We start from the raw sequence: 12,046 nt of genomic DNA on the forward strand, positions 1-12,046 counted from the left end.
CACATGGATAGCACGCTGGATTCTCTGCGGGTTCCGCCTCATAGCATCGAGGCGGAGCAGGCAGTGTTAGGCGGGCTGCTCCTCGATAACCAGGCGTGGGACAAGATCGGCGATTTGATCGCCGATTCTGATTTTTATCGAGAGGATCATCGGCGCATCTACCGTGCCATTCTGCTGCTGCTGGAGCAGAATCGACCTGCGGATCTTTTGACGCTCTCCGACCTGCTGGGTCAACGCCAGGAACTGGAAGGAGTGGGCGGCATGGCTTATTTGGCGGCCATGGCCCAAAATACGCCCAGTGCCGCCAATATTCGACGTTATGCCGAAATCGTTCGGGAACGTGCCCTGATGCGCAGTTTGGTGCAAGCAGGGACAGAAATCACCGAAAGTGCTTTTACCCCCACGGGACGTTCCGCTCGTACCCTGTTGGATGAAGCTGAAGCCAGAATCTTTCATATAGCCGAACATGGTTCTCGGGGTGCCCAGGGATTTCGTCCCCTGAGTACTTCCCTGGCAGAAACCGTTACGCGTATCGATGAACTTTACCGGGCAGGCAACCATGATCCGGTGACCGGAGTTCCCACCGGATTTGTGGATCTGGATAAAATGACCGCCGGTTTGCAGGCCGGAGATCTGGTTATTATCGCTGGTCGTCCCTCCATGGGAAAAACCGCTCTGGCACTGAACATGGCGGCGCATGTTGCCTTGGGCCCCAAATTGCCCGTGGGGATTTTCAGTATGGAAATGTCGGCGGGACAGTTGGCCCTGCGTTTGCTGAGTCTGCATGGACGTATCGATCAGCAAAGTTTGCGTACGGGTCGTATGCAACCCGAGGATTTCAGTCGTCTGACTCGTGCCTTGGGAGATTTGAGTCAGGCTCCTTTGGAGATTGACGAAAGCGCCGCCTTGAATCCTCTGGACCTGCGCGCAAGGGCGCGTCGTTTGCACCGTCAGTATGGGGGATTGGGGTTGTTGGTCATCGATTATCTGCAATTGATGTCCAGTTCCGGTGCAGGGGAAAATCGGGCCACGGAAATTTCTGAAATATCTCGCTCTCTCAAAGCTCTGGCCAAGGAACTCAAAGTCCCGGTGATTGCGCTGTCGCAGTTGAATCGCAGTCTGGAACAGCGTCCCAACAAGCGGCCGGTCATGTCGGATCTCCGTGAATCAGGCGCCATCGAGCAGGATGCCGATGTAATCCTGTTCATCTACCGGGATGAGGTCTACAACGAGAACAGTCCGGACAAGGGATCGGCAGAAGTCATCATCGGCAAACAACGGAATGGTCCCATCGGGACGGTGCGACTGACCTTCCTGAACCATTACACCCGCTTCGAAAATTTCGCCCAGACGTACTCGGGCCGCCCGTTCTGAGCATTCCTCCATGGCCCGCGCCAAAAGTGTCTTCGTCTGTCGGGAATGCGGCGGGGAATCTCCGCGCTGGCAGGGCCAATGCCCCCATTGTCAGGCATGGAATACCCTGGCCGAATTTCGGACCGGGGAAGGGAAAGGGAGTGCTCAACGCTCTTCCCTGACCCCGCCCTCCTTGGTTCAGTCCCTCCATCAAGTCAAGGCCGAATCCTTGCAGCGCTTGTCCTCTGGGCTGCCGGAATTCGATCGGGTTCTGGGCGGGGGATTCGTACCGGGAGGGGTGGTATTGCTGGGCGGGGATCCGGGGATCGGCAAATCCACCCTTTTGTTGCAATCCCTGGCTCAGGTAGGAAAACAGCACGGTGTCCTGTATGTGACAGGGGAAGAATCCCCAGAGCAGGTGGCAGAGCGGGCGCGTCGTCTGCAACTGTCGGGGGCTGCGGTGGATCTGTTGGCCGAAACGCGCTTGCAGGCAGTGGAAGCGGTGATTCGGGAGCGCCAGCCGCAACTGGTGGTCATCGACTCCATACAAACCCTGTACAGTGATGCGCTGGAAGCTGCGCCGGGCTCGGTATCCCAGGTGCGTGACTGTGCGGCCCAACTGACGCGCCTGGCCAAGAGTGGCGGTCCGGTGATGATCCTGGTGGGGCATGTCACCAAGGAGGGCACCTTGGCTGGTCCGCGTATCCTCGAGCATATGGTGGACACAGTGCTGTATTTCGAGGGGGATGGCAGTTCCAGTTATCGTTTGATTCGCGCGACCAAGAACCGTTTTGGGGCGGTGAATGAATTGGGTGTCTTTGGGATGACCGAGACGGGTTTGCGCGAAGTCAGCAATCCTTCCGCCTTGTTCATGTCCCGTCATGCACAACCGGTATCTGGTTCTTGCGCCACGGTGACCCTGGAAGGCACCCGCCCTCTGGTGGTGGAGATTCAGGCGCTGCTGGATGAGAGTCGGATGGGTATTCCGCGTCGGCTCACGGTGGGACTGGAGCAAAATCGTCTGGCCCTGCTCCTGGCGGTGCTACATCGTCATGCTGGGGTGTCCTGTGGGGACCAGGATGTCTTCGTCAATGCCGTGGCTGGGGTGAGGATTGGCGAACCTGCTGCGGATCTGGCCATCCTGTTGGCCATTGTCTCCAGTTTGCGCAATCGTCCCCTGCCGCCTGGTTGGGTGGTGTTTGGTGAAGTAGGGTTGGCGGGGGAGGTACGCCCCGTTCAGCGTGGTCTGGAGCGCTTGCGCGAAGCTGCAAAGTTGGGTTTTGCGGTGGCTCTGATACCCCGTGCCAATGCCCCTCGGCAGGTACCCGACGGGATTCGTCTCATTACAGTGGAACGGGTCGAAGAAGCGGTTCAGGCTTATCGGGATGGGTCGTAGTCACTTTCGATCTGAATGATTTCGCCGCTTCGTCCGCGACTATCCGGACCCAGCCAGTACTGGTAATGAGGCATGAGAGATGAAATGTTCGGTAGACATTCCGGCACTTCACCGGGATGGGTGCGATGGCGCATCGGGGATGCGACGGGGCCTGGAATCAGGACATTGAAGCGCAGGTCGGAGTCATCCCGGTGCTCCTGGGCAAAGAGTCGTGCCAAGGCAATCAGGCTGGCCTGGCTCAGTCCAAATCCCCCCCAGTAGACATCCGGGGACAGGCCATGTTGTTCGGCGGTAAATAGAACCGCACCATCTGGTGCTGCCTCCAGCAGAGGTAAACAGGCGCGCGTGAGGGCGAAGGGCGCGAACAGGTTAGTGGTAAAAGCCTTTTCCCAATGATTCAGTCTTTGTTGGGAAAGTTTGCTTAACTTTATAAATTGACTGGCACTATGCAGAATTCCGTCGAGTCTGCCCAAGGCATGGGTCAGGGTGACCGCCAGGGCCTCGAAACGAGAATCGTCGGCTTGGGCCAGATCAAAGGGAAGAATCACCGGTTGGGGGTGTCCGGCAGAGACGATCTCATCGTATACCCCATCGAGGCGGGATTCATTGCGGCCGAGCAGGACCGTGGTGGCCCCCGCAGTCGCCAGTGCGCGTGCGGCATGGCGTCCCAGTCCGGAACTGGCACCGGTGACCAAAATGACCCGATCATTCAATATCATGGTTGAAGCCTCCAATGTTTCCGTCCTTGCCATTGTAATCCAGGAGGGATCATTTGCCGAATTTGACGGCCAGTGGAGAACAGGAGTAAGGTTGTTCCAGTTGTCGGGAGTTGAGAAAGGGGTTTTTTGTTACAATCAAATATTATTAAAAGCAAATTTAATTCGCATTGCAAAGGTCATGGAAAATCGCACGGCTCGTTTGAGTGTCCTAATCGATCCCGTCAAAAAAGAAATTTTTGAGGAGATCTGTCGTTTGCATGATTTGACACCTTCCCAGGTGGTGCGCCAGATGATCCGGGAATTCATCCACACCCGGGGTTCTTCCGAGCAACTGGCGCGCATGCCGCGCAGCCGTTTATCCCAGGACTGAACCCATGTCCTTGCTGCCCCTCGATCTCGTTGGACTGATTCTCACAGGGTTGAGCGGGTTGGGTCTGCTGGGACTGGTGCTGCCTGCCCGCCTGGGGCGGTGCCTGTTGTTTCCCCTGATTGCCGGGTTATCTGCCCTCATGGCAGGGGCGGGGCTTTGGGCCCTGCAGGGAGGAGCACAGACTTTGGTACTGCCCATCGGTTTGCCGGGGATGCCCTTTCATTTGCGTCTCGACGTTCTGTCAGCGTTTTTTCTGACGCTGCTGGGCTTGGCAGGGAGTGGGATTAGCGCTTATGCAACGGGATACTTTCGGCACATGGCAGAAACTCAACCAGGCGATTTTCAGCGCCTGATTTTGCTCTATGCGCTTTTTCTCGCCAGTATGGGGATGGTACTGGTGGCGGATGATGCCTATTTCTTCATGGTGGCCTGGGAAAGCATGGCGCTTTCTTCCTATTTTCTGGTGACCACCGATCATGAGATTCCGGCAATTCGTGAGGCGGGTTTTCTGTATCTCCTGATGGCGCATCTGGGCGCTATTGCCTTGCTGTTGTGTTTCGGCTTGTTACAAAGTGGCACAGGCGGTGATTATGCCTTTGCCACGCTCCGGCATCATTCTTTGACGAGTTTCTGGTCGAGTACGGCATTTATTCTGGCGTTAATCGGGTTTGGTGCCAAGGCCGGCTTGCTGCCACTCCACACCTGGTTGCCTGAAGCCCATCCCGCTGCACCTTCTCCGGTGTCGGCGCTGATGAGCGGGATCATGCTCAAAATGGCCTTGTATGGCTTGTTACGGGTACTTTTCGATCTACTTGGACAGCCCTTGTGGTGGTGGGGGGCGCTTCTGGTGGGATTGGGTTCCTTGACGGCACTCTTCGGCGTGCTTTTCGCCGCTGTCCAATCTGATATCAAGCGTTTGTTGGCCTGGTCTTCCGTGGAAAACATGGGGCTGATTCTGAGTGGATTGGGTTTGACCTTGTTGTTTCATGGAGCCGGGCAAGAAACCGTTGCTGCCCTGGCCCTGGCGGCGGTGTTGTATCACGCCCTCAATCATGCCTTTTTCAAGGGATTATTGTTTTTGGGTGCGGGATCGGTGTTGCATGCCACGGCGGAACGGAACATGGCCAAATTAGGGGGGCTGATCCGTGTCATGCCCTGGGTGGCGGGATTGAGTTTGGTGGGCGCTCTGTCACTGGCCGGATTGCCGCCTTTCAACGGGTTTGTTTCGGAGTGGCTGTTGTTGCAGGCCTATTTGCTGCGTCCTGATCTGCCGCAGCCCTGGCTCAATATGGTACTGCCTCTGGGGGCCGCAGTGCTGGCATTGGTCGGGGCCCTGGCGGGTTTTGCCATGGTCAAGTTTTATGGCATCGTTTTTTTGGGGCAGGCGCGGGGTCTGGTGCTGAGTGAGGTACAGGATATCGGTGTTTGGGAGCGTTTCGGAATGGGGTGGATGGCCTTGGGTTGTGTGCTGTTGGGCCTATTTCCCAGTTCGGTCATCCTGCAACTGGATACGGTGACCCATGCGCTGGTGGGGCAGGGATTGGGTGCCAGTGCTGCCCGACACGGCTGGTTATGGGTCACCCCGGTTTCTGCCAACCGAGCGAGTTACAGTCCGCTGATCCTGTTTGCCGTCATTGGGGTGAGTGTGGGTTTGACCTTTCTGGGGGTACGCCGGTTTTTTCATGGTCGGTGGCGACGGGCACCGGCCTGGGACTGCGGCTATCCTTTCCAGACTGCGCGCATGCAGGATAGTGCCGATGGGTTTGGCCAACCGATCAAGCAGATTTTCGAATCATTCTTTGGCCTGTCACGGGAGATTCCCAGCCCCTTTGATTCTCATCCGCACTACCACAGCGAGGTACGCGATCCACTTTGGGCTCTCTGTTATTTGCCGCTGGTGCGGGGCGTGGCCCGTCTGGTGAAATGGGTGGGGGTGTTGCAGCAGGGGCGTATCTCCACCTATCTGCTGTTCAGTTTTACCACCCTGATGGCCTTGCTGGCACTCGTGACAGGGAGCCGGCCATGACGTTGGTAAACTGGTTGCTTCAAGGGGGACAGGAAATCCTGGGTGTTCTGCTGGCGCCGCTGTTGATGGGTTGGGTAGGGATTTGGCGGGCCTGGCTGCAAAATCGACAAGCGCCTCCCTTGACACAGCCTTATCGGCAGTTATTCAAGTTGTTTCACAAGGAAGTGGTGATTGCGGAAACAGCATCTCCTCTATTCCGTGTGACCCCCTATCTTCTTTTCGGGTGTATGGGTTTGACCGCCAGTTTGATTCCCATGGTCATCACCGATCTCCCTCTGGCTGGCGCAGTGGACGTGATCGCTCTGGTGGGGTTGCTGTCCCTGTCCAGGGTGTTTTTGGCACTGGCAGCCATGGATGTGGGGACGGCTTTTGGTTCGCTGGGGGCGCGCCGTGAAATGTTGGTGTCCTTTCTGGCAGAGCCGGCACTCCTCATGGTGTTTTTTACCATTGCGTCCCTCAATGCCAGTACCTCCCTGCGTTTCATGGTGACCGGATTTGCTGCACGCGGATTTTATCTCTATCCCAGTCTGGCCTTTGCCGGGGTTGCTTTCCTGATGGTGCTGCTGGCGGAGAATGGACGGATCCCGGTGGACAACCCTGAGACACATCTGGAACTGACGATGATCCATGAAGCCATGATCCTGGAATATTCTGGACGTCATCTGGCCCTCATCGAATGGGCCAATGCCCTAAAATTATTGATCTATTTCAGCCTTGGCTTTGCGCTTTTCCTGCCCTTTGGTCTGACGGATAGTCAGCGGGGATGGGGGATCCTGGGGGCTCTGATCCTGTTTCTTCTTAAATTGACGGTGATGGGTGCGGGCTTGGCCGTACTGGAAACCGTTTCGGCCAAACAGCGTTTATTTCGTGTTCCGGAATATCTGGGAACCGCATTTCTGCTGGCGGTATTGGCCATTCTGTTGCATTATCTGCTGGGTTCCTGAGCATGAGTCACTGGAACCCGGCTCCCTTTGCACAGCAACTACTCGATCTGTTTGCCTCGTTATTGCTTCTGATCGCCTTTGCCATGCTTTCCCAGCGCCGCATCCTGACCTTGATCCACCTCTTTGCCTGGCAAGGTTTGATCCTGACCTTGTCCATTGCGGACAGTGCCTGGCTGACGCATCAACCCCATTTGTATTATTCGGCGGCCTTGACCCTGATCATCAAGGTCCTGATCCTCCCCTTGCTGTTGCATCGCCTGATTCGCCGTCTCGACGTGGTATGGGACGTGGAAACCTTGATCAACATTCCCACCACGATGCTGGTGGGGATTGGTCTGGTGGTTTTCTCCTTCAATCTGGCTCTGCCTATTTCACACTTTTCCAGCACCATCCTGCGCAATACCCTGGGCATTGCCCTGGCCAGTGTGTTGCTGTCTTTCATGATGATGATCACGCGCCGTAAAGCGGTGCCCCAGGTCATTGGTTTTCTGGCCCTGGAAAATGGCCTGTTTCTGGCGGCTACCTCAGCCACTTATGGCATGCCCATGGTGGTGGAACTGGGGGTGGCCCTCGACGTGCTGGTGGGAATGTTTATTTTTGGGATCTTCTTTTTTCAGATTCGTGAAACCTTCGACAGTCTGGATATCCGCCACATGGAAAAACTCAAGGAAGAATGACATGGAGATTTGGGTACTGTTAGGTTTTCCGTTGCTGGGCGGGCTTTGGCTGGGCGCAACGGGGCAACGGGCACAGGCACCGCTGGTCAATCTTCTTTTCAGCCTTGCCACTCTGGGGGCTGCAGGGTTCCTGGCGGTGCGCGTGCTACAGGAGGGTCGGGTGAGTGCCTGGGATGAACAGTTCGTGGTGGACCCCTTCAATGTCTTTCTGGTGGGGTTGACGGCTTTTGTGGGCATGACGACGGCGTGGTTCTCGCGCTCCTACGTGGGGAATGAAGTGCAGCATGGGCGGCTTTCGGCGAGCCGTTTGCGTCTTTATCACGGCATGTATCAGGCTTTCCTGTTCACCTTATTGGTGGCTTTGACCACCAATAATCTGGGGTTGTTGTGGGTGGCCATGGAGGCGGCGACCTTGACCACGGTATTGTTGGTGTCCTTGTATCGAACCCCGGCCAGTCTGGAAGCCGCCTGGAAATATTTCATTCTGTGCGGTGTCGGTATCGCCCAAGCCCTCTTTGGCACCATATTGCTCTATTTTGCTGCAGAAAAAGTTCTGGGAGAAGGGGGGAACGCCTTGCTCTGGACCCATCTGGCCCAGGTCAAGGGGCAACTGGAGCCCACCATCGTTTCTTTGGCCTTCGTATTTTTGCTGGTGGGGTATGGCACCAAAGTGGGACTTGCCCCACTCCACAACTGGCTGCCCGATGCCCATGCTGAAGGTCCAACGCCCATTTCTGCCGTGCTGTCCGGTTTGCTGCTCAATGTGGCCCTGTATGCGATATTACGTACCAAAGTGCTGGTGGACGGCGCTCTGCACCAACCTTTCGCCGGGCATCTGATGATGGGGTTTGGAGTCTTCAGCGTGGCCGTGGCAGCGCTTTTTCTGATGCGTCAGAAGGACATCAAACGTCTTTTCGCTTATTCTTCCATCGAGCACATGGGGTTGATGACGTTTGCTTTCGGGATGGGGGGAGCGGTAGCGAATTTTGCCGGACTATTGCACATGACGATGCATTCCCTCACCAAATCCGCCATTTTTTTTGCCGTGGGTCACGCCAGCCAGAAAAGCGGGACGCAACTCATGGCGCAGATTCGGGGCTTGATCCGTACCAGTCCCACCATTGGTTGGGGGTTATTGCTGGGCGCACTGGCCATCCTCGGCATGCCCCCTTTCGGCGTCTTTGCCAGCGAATTTCTGATCTTGACCACGGCCATGCATGAACAGCCCTGGGCCACCCCCATTTTGCTGGGTGCCTTGGGAGTAGCCTTTGCGGCGATTTTTGGCAAGGTTCAACCTATGGTCTTCGGTCCCGCAACCGGGCAGCGCCTGCCCCATCCCCCGGCCATCCTGCCGGTATTCCTGCACTTGACCCTGGTCTTGATCCTTGGCCTTTATCTGCCGCCAGTCCTGGCGACCTGGTATCGTCAGGCTGCAGCGCTGCTGGGTTAGGACAATGATGACTTCGATGCCTCCCCTGCAGACCTTGCCTGGTGTTGTGCCGGCTTGGCAGGAAACGGTATCCCGGGAGGATCTGCGGAGTCTCTGTCTGACGCAAAAGGAACAGGGTGCGCGCCTGGTTTCTCTGTGGGGCAGTGATGAAGGGGAAGAAAATTTTGACCTGCATCTGGCCCTGGCGGTGCAGGGAGGACTACGCTGGCTACGGGTATCTCTTCCCGCCCATGACCCCACCTACCCAGCATTGGACGATGTGTTTGCCAATGCCAATCGTTTGCAACGCGCCACCCATGATCTGCTGGGTCTGCTTGCCCAGGGAGCCGCAGAGAGTCGCCCTTGGTTGCGCCACAGCGCTTGGCCCGCTGACCGTTTCCCCCTGCGGAAAGGAGAAGACGGACAAGTTTACCCACCTCTGGTACGGGAACCCTATCCTTTTGTCACGGTGAGCGGGCAGGGGGTACATGAAATCCCCGTGGGGCCGGTGCATGCCGGCATCATCGAACCGGGGCATTTTCGCTTTTCCGTGGTGGGAGAACGGGTGCTGCGTCTCGATACTCAATTGGGGTATACCCACAAGGGGATCGAGAAACGGGCCGAATCTCTTGCTCCGGCGGCCTTGATCCATCTGGCCGGAAGAGTATCTGGCGACAGTACGGTGGCCGGTGCCTGGGCGACGGCTCAGGCGCTGGAATCCATTTTGGGGCGTCAGATTCCGGAACGAGCCGAATGGCTGCGTGCCCTCTGGCTGGAAAGGGAACGTCTGGTCAATCATTTGGGAGATTTGGGGTACCTATGCAACGATGTGGGGTTGAGTGCAGGGTTTTCCCTGTTCTGGGCGCTCAAGGAAACCGCCTTGCGTACCCACGAAAAACTGGTGGGACACCGTTATCTGCATGACCAGATTCAGTTAGGGGGCGTGGCCCGGGCATTGACGGTCTCTGACTGTCAATCCCTGCGGGAGGAAGGTGTGACTCTGGAGCGGGAAGTGCATCGTTTGCAGGAATTGTTACAGGAACACGCGGGGGTACAGGACCGCTATGTGAGCACGGGAAGGGTGACCCCGGAGTTGGCTGCCCGTCTTGGTTTGGTGGGGCTGGCAGGGCGAGCCTCGGCTCAGGCATGGGACCTGCGCGTGTCCTGTCCCACGCCCCCCTATGCACAGGCTGAAGTGCGCATGGCGACTCGCACTCAGGGCGATGTGGCCGCAAGGGTGGCCGTGCGCTTTGATGAAGTTTTTGAATCCTTGCGTCTGATTCGTCATTTCATCGAGTATTTGCCGTCTGGACCGAGCCTTTGGGACGACACGCCCCCCTTGCGGGCAGGAGTCGGGGTGGGTTGGGTGGAGGGGTGGCGCGGCGAGGTATTCGTAGCCCTGGAACTGGGGGCGCAGGGGCAGGTACGACGCTGGCATCCGGAAGATGTGTCCATGAGCAACTGGCCCGTTCTGGAACATGCGGTGCAGGGCAACATCGTGCCGGATTTTCCTTTGATCAACAAGTCCTTTAACTTGAGTTACAGCGGGCAGGATGGATGATGGCCAATATTTTGAACGAGATTTTACGCCATGGAGTGCGCAGTGAACCCTTTTCCTGGCCGCAGGCTGACCTGGAAACTTGGCAACAGGCTTTGTGGCAGCGCTTTGGACGGGCCCTGGTGATTCGCCATGTGGATGCGGGGTCGTGCAACGGCTGTGAACTGGAAATCCATGCGCTCAATGCTCCCCAGTACAACTTGACGGGGCTGGGCCTACATTTCTCTGCCAGTCCGCGCCATGCCGACCTGTTGTTGGTGACCGGTCCCGTCTCCCGACACATGGAGGAGGCTCTGCGTCGCACCTACGCGGCATTGCCGGAACCCCGTTGGGTGGTGGCGGTGGGGGACTGTGGACGCGATGGGGGGGTGTTTGGAAAATCCTATGCCTGTTTGGGTGGGGTCAGTCAAGTCATTCCGGTGGACGTGGTGGTGGCGGGCTGTCCCCCGACGCCGTTGCAACTGCTGGCAGGGATCTGGCGGGCAGTGACGAGCGCCAAAGGCTCGACCCTACCCCGGCCAGAATGACCACTCCAATGCCGAGCCAGGTTGTCAGGGCGGGACGTTCGGTAAAAACAACCATCCCCAGCAGGGTGGAGAAGACGATGGTGCCATAGGCCAGATTGGCAACCACCAAGGTTATTCCAGTGCGGTAGGCGCGTGTCATGGTCAGTTGTCCGAGGGTGGCAAAGAGCCCCAATCCGGCCAGAATGCCCAGAGAATGAAGGGACCAGGCATGGGCAGGTTGAAAGGGCAGGGCCAGACCGGTCACCACGGTGGAGAGGGTGGTGAAGTAAAACACCACCCGCCAGTCCGGTTCGCCCAGACGGGCCATGCTACGAATCTGGGCGTAGGAGAATCCGGCGCTCATGCCCGACAGTAAACCAATCCCTGCATACCCCCACTGTTGGGGCGTCAGATGGGGCTGTAACAACAGAATCACCCCCCCGAATCCCAGTCCCAGAAGCCCCAGCAATCCGGGTCGGGAATCGTGGGGTTGGGTGAAGCGCAGGATGGCTGCCAGAAAAAGGGGAGAGGTATAATTAAGGGTGACGGCAGTGGCCAGAGGCAAATGGGCCAAGGCCAGAAAATACAGCCAGAGAGAGATCAGTCCAGACAGACTGCGCCCCAGATGGCGGAGCCAATGTACAGAGGCATAGGCCCTGAGGGGTTGGCGGGCCATGATCAAGAGGAAAAGCATACCAAACAGTGAACGATAAAATACCAGTTCCGAAGCACTGAAATCCTGTGCGCCCCACTTGACAAAGACTCCCATCAGAGCGAAGTTCAGGCCCGCCACCAACATCCAGAGAGAACCCGAAAGGGAGGGGTGTGGCTGAGGGGTTGGGGTCACAGGAAGATCGGTCAAGAGGGAGGAAGAAGCATTATAAGCGGAGATCTTCTTGCGTACTGTAACCGGGGGCCGTCTTGCTTCGGAGGGTCTAATTCTGACTTAAGATCGAGGGTTCATGATGTTCGCTTTTCTAAAGGAACCTTAACCGGGAAGAACCATTTGTTACAATCGCAAAAGTGCCCATTGGTATAATTTGCTGGTACAAATTACCACTCATACAG

11 protein-coding genes are annotated in these 12,046 nt (G+C 57.1%); 9 read left to right on the top strand and 2 right to left on the bottom strand.

The features are described 5' to 3' along the window. The first annotated feature begins 3 nt into the window (after positions 1–3). Together dnaB and radA are read left to right on the top strand one after the other, a co-directional pair. Complete coding sequence (gene dnaB, locus HO274_RS12755; RefSeq protein ID WP_031595073.1) at positions 4–1,374, top strand: replicative DNA helicase; 1,371 nt, start codon at positions 4–6, stop codon at positions 1,372–1,374. A gap of 10 nt (positions 1,375–1,384) precedes the next feature. Then, positions 1,385–2,749, top strand: a complete 1,365-nt coding sequence (radA, locus tag HO274_RS12760; protein WP_273120213.1) for a DNA repair protein RadA — start codon at positions 1,385–1,387, stop codon at positions 2,747–2,749. Here radA and HO274_RS12765 read toward each other — a convergent pair. Beyond that, the gene (locus HO274_RS12765; RefSeq protein ID WP_273120215.1) at positions 2,731–3,468 is read right to left on the bottom strand and encodes an SDR family NAD(P)-dependent oxidoreductase; all 738 of its coding nucleotides are present in this window, start codon (positions 3,466–3,468) and stop codon (positions 2,731–2,733) included. The two genes, radA and HO274_RS12765, sit on opposite strands and share 19 nt — an antisense overlap. A 178-nt stretch (positions 3,469–3,646) precedes the next feature. On the opposite strand from HO274_RS12765, the gene HO274_RS12770 reads away from it, so the two are divergent. The 7 genes from HO274_RS12770 to HO274_RS12800 are packed head-to-tail and all read left to right on the top strand — an operon-like array spanning position 3,647 to position 10,999. Next, entirely contained in the window at positions 3,647–3,838 is a 192-nt protein-coding gene (locus HO274_RS12770; RefSeq protein WP_051861743.1) for a hypothetical protein, read from the top strand. 4 nt (positions 3,839–3,842) lie between these two features. Continuing rightward, complete coding sequence (gene hyfB, locus HO274_RS12775; protein WP_273120217.1) at positions 3,843–5,864, top strand: hydrogenase 4 subunit B; 2,022 nt, start codon at positions 3,843–3,845, stop codon at positions 5,862–5,864. After that, positions 5,861–6,808, top strand: coding sequence for a respiratory chain complex I subunit 1 family protein (locus tag HO274_RS12780; protein ID WP_273120219.1), 948 nt, complete (start codon positions 5,861–5,863; stop codon positions 6,806–6,808). Before hyfB ends, HO274_RS12780 begins: the two co-directional genes overlap by 4 nt. A gap of 2 nt (positions 6,809–6,810) precedes the next feature. Further along, positions 6,811–7,485, top strand: coding sequence for a formate hydrogenlyase (locus HO274_RS12785; RefSeq protein WP_031595063.1), 675 nt, complete (start codon positions 6,811–6,813; stop codon positions 7,483–7,485). 1 nt (position 7,486) lies between these two features. After that, complete coding sequence (locus HO274_RS12790) at positions 7,487–8,935, top strand: hydrogenase 4 subunit F (protein ID WP_273120222.1); 1,449 nt, start codon at positions 7,487–7,489, stop codon at positions 8,933–8,935. A gap of 4 nt (positions 8,936–8,939) precedes the next feature. Beyond that, a complete protein-coding gene (locus HO274_RS12795) occupies positions 8,940–10,475 on the top strand; it encodes a hydrogenase large subunit (RefSeq protein WP_273120224.1) in 1,536 nt (511 codons plus the stop codon). Next, positions 10,475–10,999 (top strand): NADH-quinone oxidoreductase subunit B family protein, encoded by a 525-nt coding sequence (locus HO274_RS12800; RefSeq protein ID WP_082783201.1) that lies wholly within the window; start codon positions 10,475–10,477, stop codon positions 10,997–10,999. Before HO274_RS12795 ends, HO274_RS12800 begins: the two co-directional genes overlap by 1 nt. On the opposite strand, the gene HO274_RS12805 is transcribed toward HO274_RS12800, so the two are convergent. Continuing rightward, the gene (locus tag HO274_RS12805) at positions 10,884–11,825 is read right to left on the bottom strand and encodes a DMT family transporter (RefSeq protein WP_197456412.1); all 942 of its coding nucleotides are present in this window, start codon (positions 11,823–11,825) and stop codon (positions 10,884–10,886) included. The genes HO274_RS12800 and HO274_RS12805 overlap by 116 nt on opposite strands. Between the last annotated feature and the right edge of the window lie 221 nt (positions 11,826–12,046).

This window comes from Ferrovum myxofaciens (assembly GCF_013181415.1).
In the GTDB taxonomy this organism is placed as follows: Bacteria; Pseudomonadota; Gammaproteobacteria; order Burkholderiales; family Ferrovaceae; genus Ferrovum; species Ferrovum myxofaciens.

Coding starts and splice junctions, on each gene's coding strand:
- dnaB (WP_031595073.1), top strand. CDS start 4: ATGGATAGCACGCTGGATTCTCTGCGGGTTCCGCCTCATAGCATCGAG.
- radA (WP_273120213.1), top strand. CDS start 1,385: ATGGCCCGCGCCAAAAGTGTCTTCGTCTGTCGGGAATGCGGCGGGGAA.
- HO274_RS12765 (WP_273120215.1), bottom strand. CDS start 3,468: ATGATATTGAATGATCGGGTCATTTTGGTCACCGGTGCCAGTTCCGGA.
- HO274_RS12770 (WP_051861743.1), top strand. CDS start 3,647: ATGGAAAATCGCACGGCTCGTTTGAGTGTCCTAATCGATCCCGTCAAA.
- hyfB (WP_273120217.1), top strand. CDS start 3,843: ATGTCCTTGCTGCCCCTCGATCTCGTTGGACTGATTCTCACAGGGTTG.
- HO274_RS12780 (WP_273120219.1), top strand. CDS start 5,861: ATGACGTTGGTAAACTGGTTGCTTCAAGGGGGACAGGAAATCCTGGGT.
- HO274_RS12785 (WP_031595063.1), top strand. CDS start 6,811: ATGAGTCACTGGAACCCGGCTCCCTTTGCACAGCAACTACTCGATCTG.
- HO274_RS12790 (WP_273120222.1), top strand. CDS start 7,487: ATGGAGATTTGGGTACTGTTAGGTTTTCCGTTGCTGGGCGGGCTTTGG.
- HO274_RS12795 (WP_273120224.1), top strand. CDS start 8,940: ATGATGACTTCGATGCCTCCCCTGCAGACCTTGCCTGGTGTTGTGCCG.
- HO274_RS12800 (WP_082783201.1), top strand. CDS start 10,475: ATGGCCAATATTTTGAACGAGATTTTACGCCATGGAGTGCGCAGTGAA.